This window comes from Rhizobium sp. LCM 4573 (genome assembly GCF_001854865.1).
Taxonomy (GTDB): domain Bacteria; phylum Pseudomonadota; class Alphaproteobacteria; order Rhizobiales; family Rhizobiaceae; genus Neorhizobium.
The window spans coordinates 65,410-91,367 of record NZ_MDDW01000001.1; the positions used below are offsets into that span (position 1 = coordinate 65,410).

The 25,958-nt window shown below is 61.4% G+C and carries 23 protein-coding genes and 1 other RNA gene; 8 read left to right on the top strand and 16 right to left on the bottom strand.

Annotation, left to right across the window (positions count from 1 at the left end; genetic code table 11):
* From mraY to LCM4573_RS00435, 13 genes are all read right to left on the bottom strand, one after another.
* Window positions 1-1,104 carry a phospho-N-acetylmuramoyl-pentapeptide-transferase gene (gene mraY, locus LCM4573_RS00375; RefSeq protein ID WP_071003892.1) on the bottom strand — a complete coding sequence of 368 codons (1,104 nt, stop codon included), beginning with the start codon at window positions 1,102-1,104 and terminating at the stop codon, window positions 1-3.
* Window positions 1,105-1,127: 23 nt separating this feature from the next.
* Window positions 1,128-2,561, bottom strand: a complete 1,434-nt coding sequence (locus LCM4573_RS00380; protein ID WP_071003893.1) for a UDP-N-acetylmuramoylalanyl-D-glutamyl-2,6-diaminopimelate--D-alanyl-D-alanine ligase — start codon at window positions 2,559-2,561, stop codon at window positions 1,128-1,130.
* On the bottom strand, window positions 2,558-4,018 hold the full coding sequence (locus LCM4573_RS00385; RefSeq protein ID WP_071003894.1) for a UDP-N-acetylmuramoyl-L-alanyl-D-glutamate--2,6-diaminopimelate ligase: 1,461 nt from the start codon (window positions 4,016-4,018) through the stop codon (window positions 2,558-2,560). Before LCM4573_RS00385 ends, LCM4573_RS00380 begins: the two co-directional genes overlap by 4 nt.
* A 69-nt stretch (window positions 4,019-4,087) precedes the next feature.
* Window positions 4,088-5,836 carry a penicillin-binding protein 2 gene (locus LCM4573_RS00390; RefSeq protein ID WP_071003895.1) on the bottom strand — a complete coding sequence of 583 codons (1,749 nt, stop codon included), beginning with the start codon at window positions 5,834-5,836 and terminating at the stop codon, window positions 4,088-4,090.
* Window positions 5,836-6,306, bottom strand: a complete 471-nt coding sequence (locus LCM4573_RS00395; protein ID WP_046795226.1) for a hypothetical protein — start codon at window positions 6,304-6,306, stop codon at window positions 5,836-5,838. The genes LCM4573_RS00390 and LCM4573_RS00395 overlap by 1 nt, the downstream gene beginning before the upstream one ends.
* 3 nt (window positions 6,307-6,309) lie before the next feature.
* Window positions 6,310-7,335 carry a 16S rRNA (cytosine(1402)-N(4))-methyltransferase RsmH gene (rsmH, locus tag LCM4573_RS00400; protein ID WP_071003896.1) on the bottom strand — a complete coding sequence of 342 codons (1,026 nt, stop codon included), beginning with the start codon at window positions 7,333-7,335 and terminating at the stop codon, window positions 6,310-6,312.
* 14 nt (window positions 7,336-7,349) lie between these two features.
* Window positions 7,350-7,784 carry a division/cell wall cluster transcriptional repressor MraZ gene (gene mraZ / locus LCM4573_RS00405; RefSeq protein WP_071003897.1) on the bottom strand — a complete coding sequence of 145 codons (435 nt, stop codon included), beginning with the start codon at window positions 7,782-7,784 and terminating at the stop codon, window positions 7,350-7,352.
* 386 nt (window positions 7,785-8,170) lie between these two features.
* An RNA gene (gene rnpB, locus LCM4573_RS00410) (RNase P RNA component class A) lies at window positions 8,171-8,602 on the bottom strand.
* 54 nt (window positions 8,603-8,656) lie between these two features.
* Window positions 8,657-9,847, bottom strand: coding sequence for an FAD-binding oxidoreductase (locus tag LCM4573_RS00415; protein ID WP_071003898.1), 1,191 nt, complete (start codon window positions 9,845-9,847; stop codon window positions 8,657-8,659).
* A 15-nt stretch (window positions 9,848-9,862) separates the two neighbouring features.
* A complete protein-coding gene (locus LCM4573_RS00420; protein WP_071005053.1) occupies window positions 9,863-11,050 on the bottom strand; it encodes an FAD-binding oxidoreductase in 1,188 nt (395 codons plus the stop codon).
* A gap of 107 nt (window positions 11,051-11,157) precedes the next feature.
* The gene (locus LCM4573_RS00425; RefSeq protein ID WP_071003899.1) at window positions 11,158-11,685 is read right to left on the bottom strand and encodes a lytic transglycosylase domain-containing protein; all 528 of its coding nucleotides are present in this window, start codon (window positions 11,683-11,685) and stop codon (window positions 11,158-11,160) included.
* A 240-nt stretch (window positions 11,686-11,925) separates the two neighbouring features.
* Entirely contained in the window at window positions 11,926-12,693 is a 768-nt protein-coding gene (locus LCM4573_RS00430; RefSeq protein WP_071003900.1) for an N-acetylmuramoyl-L-alanine amidase, read from the bottom strand.
* Window positions 12,690-13,433: a DnaJ family molecular chaperone gene (locus tag LCM4573_RS00435; protein ID WP_071003901.1), complete on the bottom strand. Its 744-nt coding sequence runs from the start codon at window positions 13,431-13,433 to the stop codon at window positions 12,690-12,692. Before LCM4573_RS00435 ends, LCM4573_RS00430 begins: the two co-directional genes overlap by 4 nt.
* A gap of 369 nt (window positions 13,434-13,802) precedes the next feature.
* On the opposite strand from LCM4573_RS00435, the gene LCM4573_RS00440 reads away from it, so the two are divergent.
* The 3 genes from LCM4573_RS00440 (at window position 13,803) to LCM4573_RS00450 (ending at window position 16,802) form a co-directional block, all read left to right on the top strand.
* Window positions 13,803-15,014, top strand: a complete 1,212-nt coding sequence (locus LCM4573_RS00440) for a pyrophosphate--fructose-6-phosphate 1-phosphotransferase (RefSeq protein WP_071003902.1) — start codon at window positions 13,803-13,805, stop codon at window positions 15,012-15,014.
* Between the two features lie 47 nt (window positions 15,015-15,061).
* A complete protein-coding gene (locus LCM4573_RS00445; RefSeq protein ID WP_071003903.1) occupies window positions 15,062-15,697 on the top strand; it encodes a LysE family translocator in 636 nt (211 codons plus the stop codon).
* A gap of 100 nt (window positions 15,698-15,797) precedes the next feature.
* Window positions 15,798-16,802: a lytic transglycosylase domain-containing protein gene (locus LCM4573_RS00450; RefSeq protein ID WP_071003904.1), complete on the top strand. Its 1,005-nt coding sequence runs from the start codon at window positions 15,798-15,800 to the stop codon at window positions 16,800-16,802.
* Window positions 16,803-16,805: 3 nt separating this feature from the next.
* On the opposite strand, the gene LCM4573_RS00455 is transcribed toward LCM4573_RS00450, so the two are convergent.
* Window positions 16,806-18,152 (bottom strand): serine hydrolase, encoded by a 1,347-nt coding sequence (locus tag LCM4573_RS00455; protein ID WP_071003905.1) that lies wholly within the window; start codon window positions 18,150-18,152, stop codon window positions 16,806-16,808.
* A 167-nt stretch (window positions 18,153-18,319) separates the two neighbouring features.
* On the opposite strand from LCM4573_RS00455, the gene LCM4573_RS00460 reads away from it, so the two are divergent.
* The 5 genes from LCM4573_RS00460 (at window position 18,320) to LCM4573_RS00480 (ending at window position 23,493) form a co-directional block, all read left to right on the top strand.
* Window positions 18,320-19,564 (top strand): DUF3419 family protein, encoded by a 1,245-nt coding sequence (locus tag LCM4573_RS00460; RefSeq protein ID WP_071003906.1) that lies wholly within the window; start codon window positions 18,320-18,322, stop codon window positions 19,562-19,564.
* Window positions 19,564-20,232, top strand: a complete 669-nt coding sequence (locus LCM4573_RS00465) for a class I SAM-dependent methyltransferase (protein WP_071003907.1) — start codon at window positions 19,564-19,566, stop codon at window positions 20,230-20,232. The genes LCM4573_RS00460 and LCM4573_RS00465 overlap by 1 nt, the downstream gene beginning before the upstream one ends.
* Before the next feature lie 126 nt (window positions 20,233-20,358).
* Complete coding sequence (locus tag LCM4573_RS00470) at window positions 20,359-21,141, top strand: GH25 family lysozyme (RefSeq protein ID WP_071003908.1); 783 nt, start codon at window positions 20,359-20,361, stop codon at window positions 21,139-21,141.
* Between the two features lie 120 nt (window positions 21,142-21,261).
* Complete coding sequence (locus LCM4573_RS00475) at window positions 21,262-22,464, top strand: lytic murein transglycosylase (RefSeq protein ID WP_071003909.1); 1,203 nt, start codon at window positions 21,262-21,264, stop codon at window positions 22,462-22,464.
* A 99-nt stretch (window positions 22,465-22,563) separates the two neighbouring features.
* The gene (locus LCM4573_RS00480; RefSeq protein ID WP_244505197.1) at window positions 22,564-23,493 is read left to right on the top strand and encodes a DMT family transporter; all 930 of its coding nucleotides are present in this window, start codon (window positions 22,564-22,566) and stop codon (window positions 23,491-23,493) included.
* A 415-nt stretch (window positions 23,494-23,908) separates the two neighbouring features.
* On the opposite strand, the gene metF is transcribed toward LCM4573_RS00480, so the two are convergent.
* Window positions 23,909-24,802, bottom strand: coding sequence for a methylenetetrahydrofolate reductase [NAD(P)H] (gene metF / locus LCM4573_RS00485; RefSeq protein ID WP_071003910.1), 894 nt, complete (start codon window positions 24,800-24,802; stop codon window positions 23,909-23,911).
* 3 nt (window positions 24,803-24,805) lie between these two features.
* Complete coding sequence (locus LCM4573_RS00490; RefSeq protein ID WP_071003911.1) at window positions 24,806-25,816, bottom strand: metalloregulator ArsR/SmtB family transcription factor; 1,011 nt, start codon at window positions 25,814-25,816, stop codon at window positions 24,806-24,808.
* Window positions 25,817-25,958 lie beyond the last annotated feature (142 nt).

Sequence of the window (25,958 nt, forward strand, 5' to 3'; positions counted from 1 at the left end):
TTACCGCAGCTTGAGCGTCGAAAGGCCGAGCATGGCGAGCCCGACGGCGATGATCCAGAAGCGGATCACCACCTGGCTTTCCGTCCAGCCTAGTTTTTCGAAGTGGTGGTGGATCGGCGCCATGAGAAAGACGCGCCGCCCCGTCATCTTGAAGAACCCGACCTGGATGATGACCGAGAGCGTCTCCATGACGAAGAGGCCCCCGATGATTGCCATGACGATCTCGTGCTTGGTCGCAACGGCAACCGAGCCGATGAGGCCGCCCAGGGCAAGCGAGCCGGTATCCCCCATGAAGATCGCGGCCGGCGGCGCGTTGAACCAGAGGAAGCCGAGACCGGCCCCTATCACCGCGCCGAGAATGACGGCAAGCTCTCCCGTGCCGGGCACGAAATTGATCTGCAGGTAGTTGGCGAAGACGGCGTTACCCGAGAGATAGGCGATAACGCCGAAAGAGGCCGCGGCGATCATGACCGGCACGATGGCGAGACCGTCCAGCCCGTCCGTCAGGTTGACCGCATTGCCGGCCGCGACGATGACGAACCCGCCGAACAGCACGAAGAAGATGCCGAGATTGATCACGAGATCTTTAAAGAACGGAAAGGCAATCGAGGAACCGAGTGTTGGATTGGTGGATTGCCCACTGGCAAGCGCAACCCGCATCATGAAAAAGACCGCGATCGCTGCGATCACGAACTCGATGCCGAGACGGGCCTTGCCGGAAAACCCCTTGTCGCTCTGCTTGGTCACCTTAAGATAGTCGTCATAAAAGCCGATGGCCCCGAAACCGAGGGTCACCAGCAGCGTCGCGACGACGTAGACGTTGGAAAGATCGGCCCACAGCAGCGCGCCGCCGACGATACCCGTCAGGATCATCAAGCCGCCCATAGTCGGCGTGCCCGCTTTCTTGAAATGGGTCTGCGGACCATCTGCTCGAATCGGCTGGCCTTTTCCCTGGCGAATGCGAAGGGAAGCGATCATCCGTGGGCCAAAGAGGAAAACGATGAGGGCCGAGGTAAAAAGGGCGCCACCGGTGCGGAAGGTGATGTAGCGAAAGAGATTGAAGAATTGAAAGCTATCCGCCAGTTGCACAAGCCAGATCAGCATGAAGGCCCTTTCTCGAAGCCGTTTTAATGTTGGCGCTCCGTGTCGGAAAATGCCGGATAGTTGTCAAGCAGCGCCGCAACGATCTTGCCGAAACCGAGACCGCGTGACGATTTGACCATCACCACGTCTCCGGGAATGACCGAACGGACGATAAAATCAACAAGCTCCGCCGTGGTCGGGCGATATTCCACATGAACGCTCTCGGGAAGCGCGTCCCGGAGCGCCGCCATTTCCGCGCCGGCGAGCCAGACATGCTCGATACCGGCGGCGAGCAGCGGTCCCGCCAGATCCTCGTGGACGCGAGCGGAATGTTCGCCCATCTCCAGCATGTCGCCGAGCACGGCAATCCTCCGGCCGGTAAGCTCCGGTTCGGTCGCGGCAAGCAGGGCGATGGCCGCCCGCATGGATGCGGGGTTCGCGTTATAGCTTTCGTCGATCAGCGTCAGGTGTCCCTCGCCGATACCCAGCCGATGCCGCTCTCCCCGCCCCTTGACTGGCCTCAGCCGCTCGAGCGCCTCCGCGGCCCTCGCCATATCGCCGCCGACCAGCATGGCGGCACCCAGCGCCGCCATGGCGTTTTCGGCGATATGACGACCGGGAGCTCCGATATGGACCTCCATTGTATCGCCTGAAATCGTCGCCCAGACGGTGGAGGTTTCGGCATTCCCGTCGAAATCCGCCAGCCGGAAATCGGCTTTGGCGTGCTGACCGAAGGTATAGATGCGCGCGATTCCCGCATCCTGAGCAGCCTTTTCAAGGAAGCCGAATTGCTTGTTGTCGCGATTGAGTATGGCTGCTCCGCCCGGTTCGATACCTTCGAAGATTTCAGCCTTGGCGGCTGCAATCTCCTCCAGGCTATTGAAATGCCCGAGATGAGCGGCGGCGATGGTCGTGACGATCGCCACGTGAGGGCGTACCATCTTCACCAACGGGCGGATTTCGTCCGGATGGTTCATACCGATCTCGAAGACGCCATAATCCGTGTCCGCGGGCATGCGGGCGAGCGTCAAAGGCACGCCCCAGTGATTGTTGAAGGATGCGACCGCCGCATGCACCTTGCCGGACGGAGCGAGCACGTGGCGCAGCATCTCCTTGGTCGTGGTCTTGCCGACCGAGCCCGTGATCGCCACGATTTGCGCGCGGCTGCGTTCCCTTGCTGCGACCGCCAGTTTACCGAGCGCCGCGAGCACGTCCTCCACGACGATCATCGGCACGATGATACGCCCGAGCGCCGGCAGCTTGCCTTCGCTGACGACGATCAGGGATGCGCCGTTCGCGACCGCGATGCTTGCGAAATCATGGCCGTCGACGCGATCGCCCTTGATGGCGAAAAACGCCTCACCCGCGCCGATCGATCGGCTGTCTATCGAAATTCCGGTGATTCCGGCGGGCAGCGAGCCGACCGGACGGCCATCCATGATGGCCGCCATCTCCTCAGAGGTCCACAACCAGCTCATGGTTTCAGCTCCTCCAGCGCCTTACGTACCTCGACATGATCCGAAAACGGCAGGACTGTGCCGCCGATCGTCTGGCCCTCCTCATGGCCCTTGCCGGCCACGATCAGCGTGTCGCCCGAATGCAGCAGGCTGACCGCATGGCGGATCGCCTCGGCACGATCGCCGATCTCCGTCGCGCCGGGTGCTGCCGCCATGATCTCGGAGCGGATGACCTCGGGAACCTCCGAACGCGGATTGTCGTCGGTGACGATGACGACGTCGGCAAGCCGGGTTGCCACCTCGCCCATGATCGGCCGCTTTCCCTTGTCGCGGTCTCCACCGCAGCCGAAGACCACGATCAGACGGCCCGTGGTGAACGGCCGAACGGAGGCCAGCACATTTTCCAGAGCATCCGGCTTGTGGGCATAATCGACATAGGCAAGCGCCCCGTCTCCGGTATGTCCGACCAGTTCGAGCCGTCCGGAAGCGCCCTGCAGTTTCTCAAGCGCGGCGAAAGCGCTCGATGCCGGAACGCCGGTGGAAATCGCCAGTCCCGCCGCCACCAGGGCATTCGCGACCTGGAAATCGCCGGCAAGCGGGATATCCACCTCGAAGATATCGTCGCCGAGATGCACTTCCGCCATCTGCTTGTGCCGGAAGTGCTCGACTCGTTTCAGGCTGAGATAATCTCCCTTGCGGCCGACCGTGCGGACATCAAGCCCGGCTGCCCTGGCCACCCGGATCGCCTCGTCCGACCAGGGATCATCGGCGAAGATGACCGCGGGTGCCCCTTTCGGCAGCAGCGTATCGAACAGACGCATCTTCGCCGCCATGTAGCTTTCGACCGTCGGATGGTAATCCATGTGGTCGCGGCCGAGATTGGTAAACGCACCCGCCGCAAGACGCACGCCGTCGAGACGGCTCTGATCGAGGCCGTGGCTCGATGCCTCCATCGCCGCGTGGGTGACGCCCTCGGACGCCAGCTCGGCAAGAAGTGCCTGGAGTTCTATGGGGTCTGGCGTCGTGAGCGAGCCGTAGACGTTGCGGAGCGGGGAAACGACGCCGGTCGTACCGATCTGGGCGGCGGCAAGACCGGCATGCGCCCATATCTGACGCGTGAAGGAAGCAACGGAGGTCTTGCCGGCCGTGCCGGTCACGGCGACCATGGTCTCCGGCTGCGCACCGTAGAAACGCGCGGCAGCCAGAGCCAGAAGCCTGCGGGGATTGGCAACGGAAAGCACCGGAATGCCGACATCCGGAGCATGGGCGGCAAGCACCACCGCCGCACCGCGAGCTGCCGCATCGTCGATATAGGACGCGCCGTCCGCCTTGCTGCCGGCCAGCGCAGCAAACAGCATGCCCGGTTTGATCTTGCGACTATCCGAAGAAAGACCGGTGATGTCGATATCACCGACCGGCCCCGAAAGCGAACCGGCTATTTCGGGGAAATCCTGTCCGGCAAGGTCTCGCAATTTCATCGGCTGCACTTCCATTTTCCAAGCGGAGAAACCGCTCACCCGCGAATCGTCCGCTAACTTTGTTATCTCCTAATAAGACACGAGCAGGGCAGAACCGTCATCGCCGAATTTGGGCTTTACACCGAGAATAGCAGCCGAGCGGCTGATGATGTCATGCGCCATCGGAGCCGCGGAGGTGCCGGCAAGTGCCGCGCCATTGCCCTTGTCGGTCTTCGGCTCGTCGATGAAGGTCAGCACGACATATTGCGGATTGTCGATCGGAAAGGCCGCAAGGAAGGCGTTGAAGTTCTTATCGTGGACGTAGCGGCCGTTGACGACCTTGTCCGCCGTGCCGGTCTTGCCGCCGACATTGAAGCCCTCGACGCGGGCGTTCCTGCCCGATCCTTTTACACCGTTCCAATGAAACAGATAGCGCATCCCATCACTGGTCGAGGGCTTCAACACCTGCTTGGCGACGAGATCGGCCTGCTCCCGCGTGCGCGGCAGGAAGGTCGGCTCGACCAGCTTGCCGCCATTGACGAGAGCCGCGCCGGCAACCGCCGTCTGCAGAGGCGTGGTCGAAACCCCGTGGCCGAAGGAGATCGTGATGGAGTTGATCTTCTTCCAGGTTCGCGGCTGGCTCGGCTGGGCTACTTCCGGCAACTCCGTCTGCATCTTGCTGAGCAGGCCGATCTTGGTCAGGAATTCCTTGTGCCCGTCGATACCGACCACATCCGCCATCTTCGCGGTGCCGATGTTGGAGGAATATTGGAAGACTTCCGGAACCGTGAGGAACCGGCCCTTGCCGTGGAAATCCTTGATCGTGAAGCCGCCGATGCGGATCGGATATCGCGCATCGAAGCTGTCGTTCATGTTCACCTTGCCGGAATCGAGCGCCATGGCGATCGTGAACGCCTTGAAGGTGGACCCCATTTCGAACGTGCCGTTCGACATACGGTTCAACCACCCCTCTTCCGCGCCGGCGGCCGGATTGTTGGGGTCGTAATCCGGCGCGGACGCCATGGCAAGAACCTCGCCGGTATGGACGTCGAGCACGACCGCGCCGGCACCGATCGCCTTGAACTTGTCGATCGAGGACATGATGACTTCGCGTACAATTGCTTGGACGCGCAGATCGATCGAAAGCTTCACCGGCTCCAGCGGCTGGTCCGAGGTCATTCCGACGGCGGCAAGGTCGGCAAGTCCCTGGCTGTCGACGTAACGCTCCATGCCCGCCACGCCGCGGTTGTCGATGTTGACGTGCCCCACCACATGCGCCGCGGTCGCACCGCCGGGATAGAAGCGCCGCTTTTCCGGCCGGAAGCCTATGCCGGGAATGCCGAGCGCGAGAATCTGGCTCTGCTGCTTCGGCGTCAGCTGGCGGCGCAGCCACTGGAAGCGCGAATTGCTCCTGAGTTTGGTATAGATCGATCTGGCGTCCAGATCCGGCAGGACCGTGGAAAGCTTTTCGATCACCTCGTCCGCATCGACGATCTTGTGCGGCTCGGCAAATAGCGAGACCGTGCGAATATCGGTCGCAAGCACCTCACCGTTACGGTCGAGAAGATCCGGACGCGAGGCCATCAGCCGGTCCGCAGGCAGGATGCTGGACGTCGTTTCAGGCTCAGTGAGGCCGTACTGCACCAGACGCCCGCCGATGACGCAATAGAAGGCGGCGAAACCCAGGATCATGAGGCCGACGCGGTTTTTAGCCTGAGCTGCCTTCCGCTTGCGTGTTCCCTCGAAGGAAGAACCGGGGTCGGCGGGACGCCTTCCGCGTCCACCGGCGGAAAAATGCGCCCGGCTCTTCAAGACCATGATGCGGGAGAGGAAAGACATCAGCGATTCACCGATCCGGTTGAGATGATATCGACGGGAAAGCCGCCGCGCGGTAGCGGCACCGGTATGCGCGGCTGGGGAGCGGATTTGGCGGCGGCGTCGACGCCCTTGATGGCTGCCGCCACTTCGCCGCCGGCGCTGGCGATCAGATCCTCGATCGTGGTTTCAGGCTGCGGGAGCTGCGATCGCGGCATGGGCAGTTCCGCAGGCATGGCCAGCTGCGTCGGCTGCGTGGGCACGAGCTGCAGTTCGGAGCCGTAAACATTGACGAGGCGATGCAGCCGGTTGGGCTGGGTCAGCAGCGCCCAATCCGCCTTCAAAAGATCGATAGTGTCCTTCTCCAACCTGATTTCAGTCTCCAGCCGGCGGACCTCTGCCAGTTTCTCGTCGGCGCGGTGCTTGATCGTATAGGTGACCACGGCGGCGGCTGTCATCACACCGATAAGAACGAGATCGAAGCTTCTGAGCATGTTTCAGGCCCCCATCTTTGCAAGGCTGGCGAGGTCGGGAAGATCGAAGATGGAAAAATCGGCAGGCCGTACCGCAGCCGCGGTGCGAATGCCTGCGCGCAGCTTTGCGGAGCGGGCGCGCGGATTGATCTCCGCCTCCGCCTCGCTGGCTGAGACTGGAGACTTGCCGACCGGCTCGAAGATTGCGGGCTTTTCCTCGACCATGGGCATGTGGCGCGAGCCGGAGGCGCGGCCGGAGCGATCGGCGAAGAACTGCTTGACGATCCGGTCTTCCAGCGAATGGAAGGTAACGACGACGAGACGCCCACCCGGCTTCAGCGTCCGCTCGGCGGCGAAAAGCGCCTGGGCGAGTTCGCCAAGTTCGTCGTTGACGAAGATGCGCAGCGCCTGAAACACGCGCGTTGCGGGATGAATCTTGTCCTTCGCCCTGCGCGGATTGACGCTCTCGATGAGATTGGCGAGATCCCGGGTAGTGGCAAACGGCTCGCTCGCCCGGCGCTTCTCGATGGCGCGGGCAATACGGCCGGCCTGCCGCTCCTCGCCCAAAAAGCCAAAGATGCGGGTCAGATCGCCGGCCTTGGCGCGATTGACCACGTCCGCCGCAGATACGCCTGACGCCGACATGCGCATATCGAGCGGTCCGTTCTTCTGAAAGGAGAAGCCGCGCTCCGCCTCGTCGATCTGCATGGAGGAAACGCCGATATCGAGCACCACTCCGTCAAGCCCGCCATCCGGCGCGAAGCTTGCAAGCTCGGAGAACTGCGAATGATGAAGGGAGAGCCGTCCGCCATGGGCGGCAATCATGGACTGCCCCGCCGCGATCGCCGCAGGGTCGCGATCAAGCGCGATCACCTCCGCTCCGGCAGCGAGAATGGCCGCGGTATAGCCGCCGGCTCCGAAAGTGCCATCGAGGATGACCTTGCCCGGCGCGGGCTCCAGCGCCTCCAGAACTTCCTTCAAGAGAACCGGAATGTGACGAACCGGTCCGCCATCGGCATCGGTTGTTCCGCCGCCTGGATTCGCCGCCATTCCGCTCCCCTGTATTACGCGGGAGGCAGACCGAAGCGCCCCTCCCTTGCCGCCGCCTGCGCGTCCGAGAACGCCTGCGGCCGCCATAGCTGAAAATGATCCGAGCGCCCGACGAAGGTAACCTCCGAAGTGATTCCCGTGAAGTCCCGGATGAAATCCGTGACCATCAATCGGCCTTCCGCATCGAGCCTCATGAAGACGCCGCCGCCATGCACGAGCAGCGACATCCGGTTCGCTTCCGGCGAAAATGGATCGAAAGCCGCGATCTGACGCTCGTAACGATCGAGCAGATCCGGACCTCCGACGCTGATCGCCGGATAGACGAAATCCTGGAGACAGTAGAGCTCCTGGATTTCGCGCGCCACCAGCACCGAACGGAAGCCCGCAGGCACGGAAACCCGCCCCTTGGCATCGATCCTGTTGGTCGCATTCGACAAGAAGCGGCTCATAACGCCGGACACCCGCCCCTACTCTTTCGACGGAGTACAAGCGCCCGCCGACACGCACCAAACCAAACAAAGTTCCGCATTCTGAGCAGGCATGCGCCCACTCGGCCGAAAAGCCGAAACTCCTTGATTTCCGGGCGCTCAAGCGCCTTTGCGCAGTGCACTTTTGGGATAACATGGGACCATATGGGCGTCAATGGGAAGCGGCCCGTCAGACGTGCCGCAACGGTATTTATTTATGAGCTGTTAAGTTTAACAAAGGATTAGCAAGAGCTTCCGAGAAGCCATCTCATCGGGTCTTTTCAACCCATCTGAAAAGTCCGGAAAATATCCCCTAAGGGCGCCAAGATTCGGGGCCCTGTCGGCGGGATATCTCATAAAAGGATAGAAGAGCCAGTCGGCCTGTAAGCCGGGTTCTGTATGGCTCCGATGCGAGCACCGGAACGTGGCAGCCATTCATCTGGGACGATGCTTGCACACCGCCTCGCGCAACCCACCCGGATGACTGGCCCGGAAACCGGCTGTAGACGCGCTTTCGCGCGCCCCTCGTCATCCCTATTCGGTCTTGCTCCCGGTGGGGTTTACCGTGCCGCCGCTGTTGCCAGAGGCGCGGTGGGCTCTTACCCCACCCTTTCACCCTTACCCCGCCATTTCGGCCGCTCGACGAGCGGTGGAAAAAGCGGGGCGGTCTGCTTTCTGTGGCACTTTCCCTAGGGTCGCCCCCGCCGGATGTTATCCGGCACCGTGTTTCCGTGGAGCCCGGACTTTCCTCACCTCACCGCCTTTCGGCATTGGTGAAGCGCGGCTGCCCGGCCGACTGGCAAGCGGTACATAATGGAGATGCGCCCGGATTGCCACCACAATTGCCTCGGAGATCAGAGGAAATCAGCCCTGAAATCCGTTTGATAGGCTTCGTCCTCGATCCTGCCGCGGAAAATCAGCTCGGCGCCCAGCCGGCCGATCTCGTCGGAACTCTTGGCGGCGGCACCGCATCCGCCGCTCAAGATACCGATACGATCGGACCTCGTCATAGCGATCGCCGGATAGCCGGTCGGCGTGAACGAGGTCACGCAGGCGGCCATCGAAGTGCGGGAAAGGTCGAGCTTCGGCATCAGCCGGCCCATGACTTCTGTCAGGTGCCGGTGGGTACTCTCCCGCCCGCCGGAACGGAACCACGCGCGTACCTCCGGCTCGGTCGGAAGCAGGAGATCGTCCGGATCGCCGCCGATCTTGAGATAGAGCTTGCCGTCCGGATAGCGCACCGGCGGCAGCAGATAGATACCGTCCTCGCCCTCGTGCCATTTCCAGATAAGCGAAGGCGTTGCACCCCAGAAATCCATCGCGGCTTCGTCCACCTCGTAGAAGGTGACCGTGCGCGCATAAACCTTCAGATCAAGACGCGCGCCTAAGAGATTCTCGTTGATGGAAAATCCTCCGGCGGCGACCAGCACCTTCTCCGCCGAATAGGCAGCACCCTCGACGGTCTCGACCGTCACCTTGCCCGCCTCCTGGCGAACGGAGGAAACGGTCGCGGAAATGATCGCCGTTCCCTGCCGTTCCGCAAGGAGAGCCTGCGCCTTTACCAGCCGTCGCGGATTGATGTGGCCGGCGTTCTGCGCCTCCCAGACACCCTCGCTTTCCGCCGGAAAGGAGAAATAAGGAAACCGCCGCACAAGATCGGCATCACCGAGCGTCTCGGTAGAAACGCCAAGACCATTTGCGGCATCAAGCACCTTTCCGACATAGGAAGGCGCCTCGGTTCGCTTCGGGCCGACGACCAGGCAGCCGGCCTCGGAATAGAAATCCACGCCGCTTTCGCGCGCAATCTCGGCATAGCGGGCAATGGAGCGGTTGGCGAGCAGCGCCCATACCGGATCGGGATCGATCGTGCGGGTGATGCGCGCCTCGTCGTAATGACTGGCGAAGACGCCTTGATGGCTCTTGTAATCGGAAGGCTCCCCCGGACCGATCAGCGCGACGCCATCGGTCCATTGCGACAGGTGCCGCGCCGCAGCCGCCCCCATCATTCCACGCCCGATGATGATGTATTTGTAGTCAGCTGCCATTTCCCAATCCCCACTTCACCGAAATACGGGCACAAGCCTGCTGCCGAAATCGCTTTCCGGAATCTCGCCTTCATGCAGGAGAACGGCACCCAGGCGCCCCAGCTCGTCGGAGGATTTCGCGGCGACGAAATTGCCGCCCGTCAGCACCGCAATGCGTCGCGATTGCGCATAACCGATATAAGGATGGCCGGATGGCGTAAAGCTTGCGACGCAAGGTGCCGAGGTGACCGGGCAACCGGCAAGCGCCGGCATCAGCTTTTCCGCGATTTCCGCGAGCTTCTCTCGTTCGGCGGCATCGCCCTCCGAGTGGAAGCAGGAAACGATATCCTCGAGCCGGTCGAAGCTCCGCGATTCCGTATCGCCACCCAGCTTAAGATAGGTCCTGCCGTCCGGATAACGCACGGGAGGAAGAATGTAGACGTGATCCTCGTCCGTTTCACCGAAAACGATTGTCGATGGCATGTTGCCGAAAATAGCCTTCTCCCGATCGCCAAGCTCGTAGAAAACGACGGTGCGCGGCGCGATGCGCATATCGACCCAACGCGGCAGCAGGTCATTGAAATTGGTGAAGGCGCCGGCCGCGACCAAGACTTTTTCGGCGGTATGGATTTCACCTCCGCCGATCACCTCGACATGAGAGCCTGCGTCGCGCACCGAGGTGACGGTCGCATCGATGAGGGTTACTCCGTTGCTGGCGGCAAGCTTGGCTTGAGCTCTAACCAGCGCTCTCGGATTGATATGCCCTGCCCGGCGATGCTCATAAAAGCCGGTGAGATGCGGAGCGAAGGAAAATTGCGGAAAGCGTGACTGGAGATCGGACTGCGCGATCTTTTCGACATCGAGGCCGAGCGTGTCGCTGACGTCGAGGGCACGTCGCAGGTAATCCGTGGAGCGTTTCGGCTCTGGGCCGGCGAAGAGACATCCCGCCTCGGTATAGAAGCGAATGYCGCTCGCCTCTTCGATTTCGGCATATCGGTCGAGCGAGCGGGCGGCATATGTGCCCCAGGCTAGGTCGCCGTCAAACGTGCGGGTGATGCGGGCTTCGTCGTAATGACTTGCGAAGACCCCGTCATGACCCAGGCGGTCCTCGGGTTCCGGGGGACCGATGAGAGCCACGCCATCGGTCCATTGCGACAGGTGCCGCGCGGCGGCCGCTCCCATCATTCCCCGCCCGACGATGATATATTTGAAACGCGCCGTCATGCCTGCCTTCTTTCGGCGGAAAACCGCTTTCCGCCGAAGCACTTCTATCCGTTTCCGGAATCAAAATGCCAGAGGCAAAGGCACGCAGCCACGTTTTCGGAAATCCATCAGGACGCGAGAAACGCCTGGACTTTTCCGCAATAGCGCTTGGAAACGGGGTTCATGCGCTTGGCGCCATGGCCGGCATTGTATTTCAGGATGGTGCCGCAGATCTTTCCGCCGCCGAGCTCATGGGCGGCCGCCAGATACTTCATCCCGAACTTGATATTGGTCTCGGGATCGTAAAGTCCGTTCGCCGAACCGCTGTAACCCATCATGCGCGCAGTGGCCGGCTTGATCTGCATGAGGCCGATCTCGCCCGCGCTGCCGCGAGCCTTCGGATTGAAATTGCTCTCGATCCGCACCACGGCATGGGCAAGGCCGACAGGAACCCCGTATGTCTTGGCGTATTTGGAAATCAGGCTGGAATAGGGATGAGCAGAAAAGCGGCCGGGAGAAGGATAGCCTGCGGTACGTGTCTGAGTTTGCAGGGTTACAGTTTTCCTCTTCGCGGCGCCCTCCCCGGCAAACGAAGCTGCGGGAGCGGACACAAGCATTCCAACGCTTGCCGCGACGGCGATAATCACTCTTTTCATTTCTTGAAGAATTCTCCGGACCGCAAAGGGACGCAGCAGCCATCGCGCTGTGCCGAGAAACACAACGTTAGATTGACGGCATGTCTGCTGGGAACGTCCCCGCCTGTTGACATTTACGGGCGACGACCCCGTCGGTCGCCACCGTTTGATGTCCAGTTTTTAAAGGGTTCATTAAGGAAATCATGTGGCACTGCGAAACTTTTTCGCCAGGCCTATGAAACCCTGCCCTCTAGCGGGGCGTCAGCCAAGGTTGTATTTCGACAGCGAAGACAGGAGCCGGTGCAGCGTGTCGATCGTGGAACTATCGGCGATTCCATCGACCCGCGCCGGGCGGAAATGCCGCTGGAACGCCTCCACCGCGCCCTTTGTTCTGTCGCAGAATTCCCCTGTAACATCAACGTCGTAACCATAAAGCGACAGCATGGACTGCAGGGCCTCGATCGRCTGCCCGCTTTCACCACGTTGAAAGAAACGTCCTCCGCCAACCGGTGCCGGCTCGACCCAGTGGCCGACCCCTTGCCGATACAGTTCACCCCAGGGGAAATTTTCACCCGGATCGACCTTGCGAATAGGTGCGACATCGGAGTGCRCAAGAACTCTTTCCGGCGCTATGGACCACCGCTCGACACAGTTTCGACACAATTCGACGACCGCCGTTATCTGGGCTTCCGGGAAGAGAGGAAGGCCTCCTGGATGCCCGGCATTGGCGATCTCGATGCCGATGGATCGGGAATTGATGTCCGTTTCCCCCGCCCAGAAGCTTTTGCCCGCATGCCAGGCGCGGCGCGCTTCGGGTACGAGCTGCAGCACCCGCCCGTCCTGATGAACGAAATAGTGACAGGACACCTGGCTTTGTTCGTTGCACAGCCAGGAGAGCGCCTGATCGTCGTCCGACATCCCGGTATAATGCAGAAGGAGTATATCCGGCACGCAGCCGTTCACCCGTTCACCGTGGTTCGGCGACGGCATTGCCGACGCGCCTTCATAGTCAACGGTGAAGGAAGTCATGCAGCGCGGTGCTCTTTCGCGATCGCGGCATAGGCGGCATTGAGGGCAGCCATGCGCTCATTGGCGGCGGCATGCAGCGCCACCGGAACGCCACGGGCGATCAGCCGGTCGGGATGATGCTCCGAGACCAGCAGCCGGTACCGCTTGCGAATTTCGGTAAAATCGTCATCCGGGGAAACGCCGAGCACCAGATAGGGATCGCGGCCGTCCATATGCACGTGACGAGCCATGATCCGGCGGAAATGCACCTCGTCTATGCGGAAGATCTCGGCGATGCGGCCAAGGAAGACCAGCTCCTTCTCGTGCACCAGTCCATCCGCCTTGGCGATGTGGAACAGRCCGTCGACCACATTCTCCAGCATCGGGCAGTTTTCCGAGGCGCCCGAGCCGCAGAGATTGGCGAGCTTGTTGGCGTAGGCTTCATAGCCGGCGACGTCCTGCCGGGCGAGATTGTAAAGGCGGGCGACATTGCGCGCCTCTTCGTCCGGAAAGTCGAAGATCTGCTGGAACGCGCTGACCTCGGCTTCGGTCACGATGCCATCCGCCTTCGCCATCTTTGCGGAAAGCGCGATGATCGCAACCGAGAACGACACCTTCCGGCGCGTTTCCGGATCACCTTCGAAAAGGGTCCGGATGGCTTCCACGACCCGGCCGAGCACGCTGCCCGCCGCGTCGCCGATGGCGCCGAGAAGCCGTTCCCAGAGGGAGGAAATATGCAGGCAGGTGAAATCGAAAAACATTCCTCTAAATGACCAGATTAGCGGGATAATTGCAAGGAGTCCGGCGTACCGCGGAAGATTAAACTATGTTCATGTTTTCCGAACAATCCACCCGCCCGAGCCGTTGCGCCGTCGCTTCTCAACTGTCGGGAATGCTCGGCGTTCCACCCTTCGCCTGTGGCAGATCGACGCCGGCGATAACGGTGACGCCTTTTCCACAGCCGCGCTTGGGCGGCAGGGTCCAATTGAAACGATTATATTCGCCTGGAGGCCTGACCGTTGCCGGAAATGCCCGTTTTTCTTGAGAAATTCACTTTACAGGAGCCTGCTCCCTGTCGCATCCATTCGCATCCCGATCGAATGAGTGAAGCTTCATAAAGGAGGAAAACGATGGCGAAACAAAAAGTGGCAATGCTGACCGCAGGTGGCCTCGCACCTTGCCTTTCCTCTGCAGTAGGCGGTCTCATCGGGCGCTATACGGATGTCGTGCCGGAACTCGATATCATCGCCTATCGCTCCGGCTATCAGGGTGTCTTGCTCGGAGACCGGATCGATATCACCCCCGACATGCGGGAGAAGGCACACCTCCTGCACCGCTATGGCGGCTCGCCCATCGGCAACAGCCGCGTGAAGCTGACGAACACCGCCGACTGCGTGAAGCGCGGCCTGGTAAAAGAAGGCGAGAACCCATTGAGAGTGGCAGCCGACAGGCTTGCCGCCGATGGCGTCACCATCCTTCACACGATCGGCGGGGACGATACAAACACCACCGCCGCCGATCTGGCGGCATATCTCGGTGCCAATGGCTACAATCTCACTGTCGTCGGCCTGCCGAAGACCGTCGACAACGACGTCGTGCCGATCCGTCAGTCGCTGGGCGCCTGGACGGCGGCGGAAGTCGGAGCGCATTTCTTCGACAATGTCTCCAACGAACAGAGTGCCGCCCCTCGCACACTTGTGATCCATGAAGTGATGGGTCGGCACTGCGGATGGCTGACCGCGGCGACTGCTCGTGCCTATATTCAGAAGACCAAGGACAACGAGTATGTCGAAGGCTTCATGATGAACACGGCCCTGAAGAACATCGACGGCGTCTATTTGCCGGAGACGGCCTTCGATCTGGAAAGGGAAGCCGAGCGCCTCAAGGCGATCATGGACCAGCGCGGCTTCGTGACCCTGTTCGTTTCAGAAGGCGCCGGCCTCGACGCGATCGTCGCCGAGCGGGAGGCCGCCGGCGAGACGGTCAAACGCGATGCCTTCGGCCACGTGAAGATCGATTCCATCAATGTCGGAAACTGGTTCCAGAAGCAATTTGCCGGCCTTATCGGCGCCGAGCGCTCGATGGTCCAGAAGTCCGGATATTTCGCCCGCTCCGCGCCGGCCAATCCCGATGATCTGCGCCTGATCCAGAGCATGGTCGATCTTGCCGTGGAAAGTGCCCTGAACAAGGTCTCCGGCGTTACCGGACACGACGAGGACCAGAACGGAAAGCTCCGCACCATCGAATTCCCGCGAATCAAGGGTGGAAAACATTTCGATCTATCGGCAAAATGGTTTGCAGAAATGATGGACTTCGTCGGCCAGCCTTACCAGGCGGCCTGAGGCAAGGCGGGTGATCGGGCCGGGTCCGGCGCCCTGGAGGGAGAGGAATGACGGCTGAAACCTGGTTCGCTTTTGTTGCGACCTCCATACTTCTCGCCGCGCTTCCGAGTCCCCTCGCCTGTCTTACCGCCGGCTATGCCCTGCAGCGTGGCCGGTTAACCGCCATTGCGACGATACCGGGCGTCAGCCTCGGCCTGACGACCGCCTTCCTGATCGCGGCGGTGCCGCTCGGCCTGATTGCCATCGCCCTGCCGCGCGTCATGGATGTATTGTCATGGGTCGGCGCCGCCTACCTGATGCTCTACGTGCTCTGGTCGTTTCAGGATCCGAAAATCGTCGGACCGATTGCGGACAACGACAATCTTCCGGAAAAGCGCCTCGCCCGGGTATTCGCCTGTCTCTTCGGCAAAAGCGTGTTCGGGCCGCGCTACATCATCCTGTTTTCGGTTCTTCTTGCGCAATTTCTCGATCCCTCACAGCCCGTCATTCCCCAGGCTCTGCAGATGCAGGCAGCCTTCCTCGCCTGCGCCGCGCTCGGAGCGACCATCCACGTGCTGTTTCCGCGCCGGACCCTGAACCGCATGCGTCGCCCCGCCCGCTTCTCTCCCGCCTCCCGCAAGCTGCAGACGCAATTCATCTCCAGGCGCGCGGTCAGCGCCGGGTACCGCCGAATCGCCGCGTGAACGGCACCGTCTTGCCCGGCCATTCCCAATAGGTTAATGAAAACGCTCGTTCGGAGGCATATTGGGCGGGCGGGACAACCAATTTCATGAAAGCGACCCCATGGCGATAAACCGGTTCTTCGGCCGTAAGGCGGCGGTGGCCTTTGCGGTATCGACGACGCTTGCAGGTTGCTCCAGCGTCGAGCCTGCAAAGGAGACGAAGCTTTCGGCGGCCGAGACTACGGCCCCGACCCAGAGTTCCGATCAACCCTCGGCCCAGGCGGCGGAAGCCGCTGGAAAGCCGGCTGAAGCGCAACAGAGCGCGGTGCTCGCCAAGACCGGCCGCCTTCAGATTGCAGTCCCCTCGAACGAAACCGTAACTGTTGCCCAGGCCGCCGCCATGGCCTCGCCTGAAATGGCGCCGCAAGTGGCCTTCGCCGCCGATCCCGTGCCCCCAGCAGCCCCTGCGGCTGCCGCGCCTCTGCAGACGGCGGCGCTTGCTCCGACGGCGGCAACCAAAACCGCCCGGATTACCCAGGCCGTGGCGAGCGGCGAAATATCGCCAGCTGCAGCCCAGGCGGTCGCCCCGGACGAAGAAGAACTGACGCCGGACATGGTCGCCCTGCAGAGCGCCATTCCGACGCCGCGGCCGGATACCTCAACGCTCGCCTATGCCGCCGGCCCGAAGGCGGTGGCGGCGATATCCGCCCTCGAATCCGCCAAGGATTTCCCACCCGCACCGGGCGACCCGCTGCCGACAACGGCCTCCGCCAGCCCGCCGGAGCTCACAAAGCTCATCAGGCGATATGCGGGACTGTACGGCGTGCCGGAATCGCTCGTTCATCGCGTCGTGCACCGCGAAAGCCGCTACAATCCCAAGGCCCACCACAAGGGCGGCTACTGGGGCCTGATGCAAATCAGCTATCCGACCGCTAAATCCATGGGCTATCAGGGCTCGCCAGAAGGCCTTCTGGATGCCGAGACCAACCTGAAATATGCGGTCAAATACCTGCGCGGTGCCTGGCTCGTCGCCGACAACAGCAACGACAACGCCATCCGCCTCTATGCCCGCGGCTATTACTACGATGCGAAGCGTCGCGGCATGCTGCACGTTCTGGAGAAATAGCCGTCAGGGCAGCGCCTTGGCCATTTCCGCAATCAGCCTATCCGGATCATAGCCGTTCCATCTCGGCGTCAGCCCGAGCCGAATAACCGCCATGTCGAGCGAGGGGATGATCGCGATCGTCTGCCCGTCGTGCCCTTGCAGGAAGAAGGTATCGGCAGGAACGCCCTCGTCGTCGCTGCCCGCAAGCCAGGTCTGCATCCTCGAGTAATGATCGGTCGTGCCGTTCGGTTGCCGCATCATCGCGACGAAACCTTCCGGCAGCAGCCGTTTCCCGTTCCAGACGCCGTCGCGAAGAAGCAACAGCGCAAAACGCGCCCAATCGCGCGCTGTCGCATACATGTAGGAACTGCCGACGAACGTACCGGCGGCGTCCGGCTCCATGACCGCGCTCGTCATTCCGAGGGGAGCAAATAGCGCTCCGCGCGGATAGGCGAGCGCAGCCCTCTCGTCGCCGATCCTCGAAATCCATATCCTGGAAAGCATCACCGACGTGCCCGAGGAATAGTTGAAGCGCGTTCCTGGCGGCGCTTCCAGTATCGCATCGGCGGCAAAACCCGCCATATCCGATTCGAGGTACAGCATGCGGGTCACATCGGCGACGGTTCCGTAGTTCTCGTTGAAGGCAAGGCCACTTTCCATGGCGAGCAGATCGGCGAGGCGGATCGCGCCGCGCTCGTCGCCTTGCCATTTCGGAAAGAGGTTTCTTTCTTCCAGCGACAATCGCCCGTCGCGGATGAGGGTCCCGATGATGGCGGCGTTAACGCTTTTCGTGATGGACCAGCCGAGCAGCGGCGTATCGCTCGAAAAGCCGGTGCCATAGGCCTCGCCCACGATTCGACCGTTCTTGATGACGACAACAGCACGCATCCCCGGACCGGTGAGAGCTGCGTCTGAAAGAATCCTTGCAACCGCCTGATTCGATTCCATTCCCTCGCCTTCCGGCCAGGGGAGATCTTCCTCGCCCTCAAGTGCCGACGTGGGACCCATGGCCACGTCCATCGGGGCGGTGCTCCCATCAGGTGTCACCGTGCAGCCGAGCCCATCCCGGTAGACGGCGTCATTGCCGGCGATGAAGCCGAGCAGCGCCGCATGAACGCTCTTTTTCTCCCGATCGACGGTGACCCACATGAGCCTCAGAAGCGGATGACCAGGCGCCTGAACGTCGACGGCAAGCACATCCTCCTCGTCCCTTCCGGCGAGAAAAACGTTGGAACAGACGATCTTGGCTGAATACCCGCTGCCAACCCTGAGCAACGCCGGCGGGACGAAATGGAGCCAGGCAAGAAGGCCGATGATGCAGACGAGAAGGATAGCCAAACCAATTTTCAGCAGTCGGGCCACGATCCGCATCCTCGTCCTCCTTCAGTTAAGCTGCATGCAAGCAGGAAACCGGCACGGAAGAAAGGGGCTTTCGCCGTCTTACGAAGAAAGGAACGGCCTTCACACAGGCTCCGTCATCAATCTGTAGCAGAGGGGGGTTACACGCGGCGAAACTCACGGCGAGGCGGGATTCGACGATGGCCGAAATTGCACAGGAAGCTGGTTTTCTGAAAAACCAGAAGCTGAGACAGGCTCTTCTGCAGCACAAAGCCCTCTCGGCGAAAGGTTTTTCGGAACGCCTTTTCGGCCTGCTGTTCTCGGGACTGGTTTACCCGCAGATCTGGGAAGACCCCGAAGTGGACATGGCGGCCATGGAGCTCGGGAAAGAGCACAGGATCGTCACCATCGCCTCGGGCGGCTGCAACATGCTCGCCTACCTGTCCTGCGGACCGCAGAAGATCGATGTGGTCGATCTCAATCCCCACCATGTTGCCCTGAACCGGCTGAAACTCGCCGCCTTCCGGCACATGCCAGCTCATTCCGACGTCGTCCGCTTCCTCGCAGAAGAAGGTCGCGAGACCAACAGCAAGGGTTACGATGCCTTCATCGCCCCTCATCTCGATGCTGCGACCCGCGCCTATTGGGAGAAGCGCACGCTATCCGGCCGCAGGGTCGAGGTCTTCGATCGCAACATCTACAGGACCGGCCTGCTCGGCCGTTTCATCGGCACAGGCCACCTGATCGCCCGGCTGCACGGCATCGACCTGACCGAGATGGCCAAGGCTCGCTCATTGCGCGAACAGCGCCAGTTTTTCGACGACCGCGTCGCTCCGCTCTTCGACAAGCCGCTCATCCGCTGGATAACAAGCCGCAAGAGCTCGCTTTTCGGCCTCGGCATTCCGCCGCAGCAATATGACGAACTGGCAAGCCTCGCGGGAGACGGATCTATCGCACCCGTACTGCGCCAAAGGCTGGAAAAGCTCGCCTGCCATTTTCCGCTGCGCGAAAACTACTTTGCCTGGCAGGCATTCGCTCGCCGCTATCCCACGGCCGGGGAAGGCGTACTGCCATCCTACCTGCAGGCGGAGAACTACGAGGCGATCCGCGACAATGTCGACCGGGTCACGGTTCATCACGCAAGCTTCACCGAGCTGCTTGCGGCCAAGTCCGCGGTCTCCGTCGATCGCTACGTTCTGCTCGATGCACAGGATTGGATGACGGACCCGCAGCTCAACGACCTCTGGTCGGAAATCACCCGCACCGCCGCGCCGGGCGCCCGCGTGATCTTCCGCACCGCCGCCGAAAAGAGCGTCATCGACGACCGCGTCTCCGAAACAATCCGCAACCAGTGGACCTATCTCGAAGATCGCTCCCACGAACTGAACCTAAGGGACCGCTCCGCTATCTATGGCGGCTTTCACATCTATGCGAGGAATGGCTGATGACGGTGGATATGGCGAGCGATCCCCTCTCCGGCAATCATGCCGAGCGCATGGACCGGATGTATCGCTACCAGCGGCATATCTACGATCTCACCCGCAAATATTACCTCTTCGGCCGCGACCAGGCGATCGCCGGTCTCCGGATGCCGACTGGAGGAACGCTTCTCGAAGTCGGCTGCGGCACCGGCAGGAACCTCTTGCTTGCCCATCGGCTCTATCCGGCAGCGACCCTCTACGGTCTCGATATTTCCTCCGAAATGCTGGAAAGCGCCCGTGCCAATTTCCGCCATAAGACGGAGAAGCCCACCTTCCGCGTGGCCGATGCGACCGCATTCAGGCCGGAAGAGTTCGGCGTGGCGGGTTTCGATCGTATTCTGATCTCCTACGCTCTCTCGATGATTCCGGACTGGGAAAAGGCGGTGGATGCGGCGCTTGCCGCGCTTGGGCCGAGCGGTTCGCTGCATATCGTCGATTTCGGCCAGCAGGAGCATCTGCCGGGCTGGTTCGGCCGCCTGCTGAGGACCTGGCTTACCCGCTTCCACGTCACGCCCCGCCCCAATCTGCACGAAGTGTTGGAAAGCCGCCTTGYCGCCGCTAACGCCGACATGATCTTCGAGGAAATCGGCCGCGGCTATGCCTGGCATGCCGTCATCCGGCGTCGCGGTTGAAATTTCTGCACCCCTGCTACTTGCCCTAAGCGATTTTTTACGGCGATATGGTGGATGAGGAGTTCACCCTTCCCGTCCCCTCTGTGGGACAAGGGGGAACATGGGATAGGGCAGCGCGGGACACACATGCCTCGACTTCTTTTCGCAATCCTTGCGACAGCGACCCTGCTGGCGGGCTGCAGCGCCACGGATTACGACCTGATGGAAACGGCCTCGGTCGCAACGCCCCGTTTCCACGACAACGACCCGCAGGATTTCGGCTACAATCACCCGCATCGCCATGAAGTTCATGGCATCGACGTCTCCAAGTGGAACGGCGACATCGATTGGCGGAGCGTGAAGAAGTCCGGCGTTTCCTTCGCCTTCATCAAGGCGACCGAAGGCGCCGACAGAATCGACCCCGCCTTCGAGAACAATTGGCGCAACGCGGCTGCCGCGGGCGTTCCGCACGCGCCCTATCATTTCTATTATTTCTGCTCCACCGCCGATGCCCAGGCCGACTGGTTCATCCGCAGCATTCCGAAGTCTTCCATGCACCTTCCGCCGGTGCTGGACGTCGAATGGAATCCGAGTTCTCCGACCTGCAAATACAGGCCGCCCGCGGCGGTCGTTCGCGCTGAGATGAAGAAGTTCATGGATCGTCTGGAGGCCCATTATGGCAAACGGCCGATCATCTACACCTCGGTCGATTTCCATCGCGACAATCTGATCGGCTATTTCGATGACTATCATTTCTGGGTTCGCTCGGTCGCGGCCCACCCCAAGGATATCTACGAGGCGCGCCGCTGGGCTTTCTGGCAATATACCTCTACCGGCATCGTACCGGGCATCAAGGGTCAGACGGATATCAACGTCTTTGCCGGAACGGCGAAGAACTGGAACAAATGGGTCGCCTCGGCCGGCAAATGATGATGGAATTGCACGAAAGGTTGCGATAAAGAGTGCGCCTTCTCGACCGATTTCCCATGTTTCGTCACAAATTTCGAGGAAATCAGGCGATCACCTGAACCCTGCTAGGAAAACTTCGAAATGTCCCTCGCCTTCGCCCGCCGTCTCGGCCTTGCATCCATCCTTGTCGGCTCCCTTTCTTCGACCGCGCTCGCTCAACAACAGGCGCCCGCCTGCGGCGGCGATCTCGGCGCCTTTCTGGAAGGCGTGAAGGCGGAAGCGATCACCAAGGGCGTCCCCGCGGAAGCTGCCGACAGGGCGCTTGCCGGAGCGCAGATCGATGAGAAGGTTCTTTCGCGAGACCGAGCCCAGGGCGTGTTCCGCCAGACCTTCCTGGAGTTCTCCCAACGCACTGTCAGCCAGGCCAGGCTGGACATCGGCCGCCAGAAGCTGAAGCAATATGCTGATGTCTTTGCCCGGGCCGAGCGCGAATTCGGCGTGGCGCCGGGCGTCATTACCGCCTTCTGGGCCATGGAGACGGATTTCGGAGCCGTCCAGGGCGATTTCAACACGCGCAACGCCCTCGTAACGCTTGCCCATGACTGCCGCCGGCCGGAACTCTTCCGTCCGCAGCTGATCGCGCTGACCGAGATGGTGCAGCACGGCGATCTCGACCCCGCCACCAATACCGGCGCCTGGGCCGGTGAGATCGGGCAGGTACAGATGCTGCCCGAGGATATCATCGCCTATGGCGTCGATGGCGACGGTGACGGCCATATCAACGTCAAGCAGAGCGCGCCGGACGCCATCCTCACGGCTGCGAAGTTCATCCAGAGCCTCGGCTTTCGCCGCGGCGAACCCTGGATCCAGGAAGTCTCCCTGCCGGAAAACCTTCCCTGGGAGAAATCCGGCCTCGGAAACGAAGTCCCCGCGAGCGAATGGTTCGCGCTTGGCGTAACCCCGCGGGATGGCAACACCTCCCTCGGCAACCTACCCGCCGCCCTCATACTGCCGCAGGGCCGCAAGGGACCGGCCTTCCTCACATATCCGAATTTCGCCGTCTATCTCGAATGGAACCAGTCCTTCATCTACACGACCTCCGCCGCCTATTTCGCGACCCGGCTTTCCGGCGCACCGCCCTACCAGAAGGGCACGCCGGACCAGGGCCTCGATGACAGCGGCATGAAGGCGCTGCAGGCGAAGCTGCAGGGCCGCGGCCACGATGTAGGCAAGGTCGACGGCATTCTCGGCTCCGGCACGCGCACGGCTGTGCAGAAGGAACAGGCGCGGCTCGGCATGCCGGCCGACGGCTGGCCGACGGCCACGCTGCTGGAAGCTCTGTAAGCTCCTGATACTTTTGGTTGGCAAGCCACCCGGCTTCGCAGGATTCGGGTGGCAATCGCCGATGAGGCGGACTATCCCTTGGATAAAGGGAGAAACCGCGTGAACACGATCGCCAGCCAAAGACCCAGCGCCAAAGCCTGGGCCTTGCTTTTCCTGCTCGGCCTCATCTGGGGCGGCTCCTTCTTCTTTGCGCGTGTGGCGGTGCTCGAAGTGCCGCCCTTCACGCTGGTCTTCCTGCGCCTCGCGCTGGCCGCGCTGGCGCTTCACATCTATCTCCACGGCCGTTTCGGGCTTTACGCGACGCTCCTTGCGAACTGGCGCCCCTTCCTCGTGCTGGGCTTCGCCAACAATGCTCTGCCCCACACGCTGATCTTCTTCGGCCAGACGGAGATCGGCGCGGGCCTCGCTTCCATTCTCAACGCCACCACGCCGATCTGGACCGTGCTGATCGCCAATCGCTGGACGAGCGACGAGAAACTCACGGCCGCCAAGCTTTCCGGCTGCCTCGCGGGCCTTGCCGGAACGGCGGCGCTCATCGGGCCCGGAGTGTTCGATGCCGCGTCCGCGCCCCTTTGGGCGCTCGTACTGCCCGTGCTTGCAGCCGTCTCCTATGGTGCGGCCAGCACCTATGGCAAACGGTTCCGCGACCTTCCTGCCCCCGTCACGGCGACAGGCCAGCTTACCGCCTCCTCGCTGATGATGCTGCCGATTRCATTCGTCGCCGATCAGCCCTGGCTGCTTCCAATGCCGTCCGCAGGCGCTATCGCTGCCATTCTCGGGCTGGCACTTCTTTCGACCGCTTACGGCTACCTTCTCTTCTTCCGCATCCTGACATTGGCGGGCGCCACTAATACCTCGCTTGTGACGCTTCTCGTGCCGCCAAGCGCGATCCTTCTCGGCGCGATTTTCCTCGGCGAGCGTCTCTCGCCAAGCCATGTCGGGGGCATGCTGCTGATCGGATTCGGGCTGCTTTTGCTCGACGGAAGGCTGTTTCGCAGGCGCGTCAAAGCCGGCAGCAAAGTGTCCTGATATGTCGCTGAGAAGGTCAAAACCTCACAAAACGTAACGAATATTAACAGGCCGAGAAGAGTTTTTTAACCCCCGCAAGTCCGGATATCAGGGATATTTTTAGCTTAATATCAGTCACTTAGTGTAGGTATTGAAAACTTATCCCCATACGCATGCTGCGCCGCAGCACAAAAAGCGACTTCCCATTTGCCACAAAACCGACATACACTCTAACGGTCAACGCAAGGAGGCAGACATGGGACGTGTTTATTCTCTCAATGTCCTGGTAGTCGGTGCAGCGTTTGTTTTCGTGGCGTCAATGCTCTTCATCTAGGCGCCACAGGTTCTCCCCACTACCAACCACTCTCGCATCCGTGAACGCTTGATACATCCAGCACATTTCTGAAAACGCATGCTCCCCGGAGCATGCGTTTTTTCATGCGGCAGCTCCGGCCTTCTCTTCCACCCGTCGGCGTCCGAGCCTTTCGAGCACGGCGGAAACGAGCGGTGCGCGGTTCATCGTATAGATATGGAAATCGCGGATACCCCGGCGCATCAGATCATCGATCTGCTCGGCGGCGATATCGGCTGCGATTTCCGCGCGCTCCTCGGGCTTGTCGTCATAGCTTTCGAACCGGTCGTCCAGGAATGACGGCACGGACGAGCCGCAGCGGCGCGCAAAGCGCTTCAACTGGGTAAGATTCTGGATCGGCATGATCCCCGGAACGACCGGAATGGTAATGCCCGCCGCCGCCACCTTTTCCAGGTAGCGCTCGAAGATATCGTTGTCGAAGAAGAACTGCGTCAGCGCCCGGTGCGCCCCTGCGTCGGCTTTGCGCTTGAGCGTTTCGATATCGGCGGAAAGATCGGGGCTCTCGGGATGCTTTTCCGGATAGGCGGAAACGGATATGTCGAAATCGCCGAATTCGACCAGGGCCCGCACCAGATCCGCCGTATCCGTATAGCCTTCCGGATGCGGCTCATAGGCCGTGCCGATTCCGCCTGTCGGATCGCCGCGCAGCGCCACGATACGGCGCACACCCGTAGCACGGTACTCCTCCACGACCGAACGCACTTCCTCCCTGGAAGCATCGACACAGGTCAGGTGAGCGGCCGTCGCAAGCGGCGTTTCATGGATCAGGCGGCGCACGGCTTCGATCGTCGGCGCCTTGGTGGAGCCGCCCGCGCCATAGGTAACGGAAACGAAATCGGGGTCCCAGGAAACGAGCTTCTCGACCGTATCCCAGAGCTGGACCTCCATCTCGTCCGACTTCGGCGGGAAGAATTCGAAGGAGATGCCGAAGGCTTCGCGCACACCGGTGGATTTCATGGTTCAGCTCCCGGAAAGAACGGAAAGGGATTCCGCCGGCGCGGTATCGGCGATCARCAGGCGGCGGTCGCGCGCAAGCCAGACGGTGGCGGTGAGTGCCGGGGCGCCCTGCTTGCCGGAGGCAAGATCGATCGCCTCCTGCACTTCGAGACCCACCTTCTCAAGCCATTCGGCCATCGTCTGATGCGAAAAACCAAGGCGCACATGCGCATGCTCGTCGCGAAGATATTCGAGCGCATGCGGCGCCAGATCGACGATCACCAACCGTCCGCCGGGGCGCAGAACGCGCGCGGCTTCTGCAATCGCCAGCTCCGGCTGATCGAGGAAATRCAGCACCTGATGGATGATGATGAGGTCGAAATCCTGGCCCTCGAGCGGCAAGTTGAGGATATCGCCATGCCGCACGGAAGCCTTGACGATGCCCGCCTTGTCGAGATTGGCGCGTGCGACCGAGAGCATGTCGCGGCTCGCATCGATGCCGACGGCACGACGGTAGATATCCGAGAGCAATTGCAGGATGCGGCCGGTACCGGTGCCGAGATCGAGAAGAGCATCCACCGGCGTCCTACCAATCATCCGGACAAGCGCCGCCTCAACAGCTGCGTCGCTCACATGCAGCTTGCGCAATTCGTCCCATGCGGAGGCATTCAGGCTGAAATAGGTCTGGGCGCGCTCCGCCCGCTGGCGCTTGACGGTCGCAAGACGCTCGCCGTCGCGCAGCAGGACCGGGTCCTCCTCCGAAGCTGCGGCAAGAAGCGTGCGCACCAGCGCGGCGGCCTCCCCGTCATGCTTCAGCCGGAAATAGGCCCATGCGCCTTCCTGATAGCGGTCGATGAGATTTTCTTCGGTCAGAAGCTTCAGATGCCGGGAAATGCGCGGCTGCGACTGACCGAGAATTTCGGTAAGATCGGTGACCGTCAGGTCGCCGGCAGCCAGCAGCGCCAGCAGCCGGAAGCGTGTCGGCTCGCCGGCTGTCTTCAAAATATCCACCAGGTTGTCGAGGGCCATTCCCATGCGGCGCGTCCTCACCAATCAACATATAAAGATATGTTTATGTGATTTTTAGTTTTCGCGCAAGCCATAACTGGAACTTGCACACATGACAAAAGGGCGACGTCCAGCGTCGCCCTTCTCGATATTCGTTCCTTTACCTCGG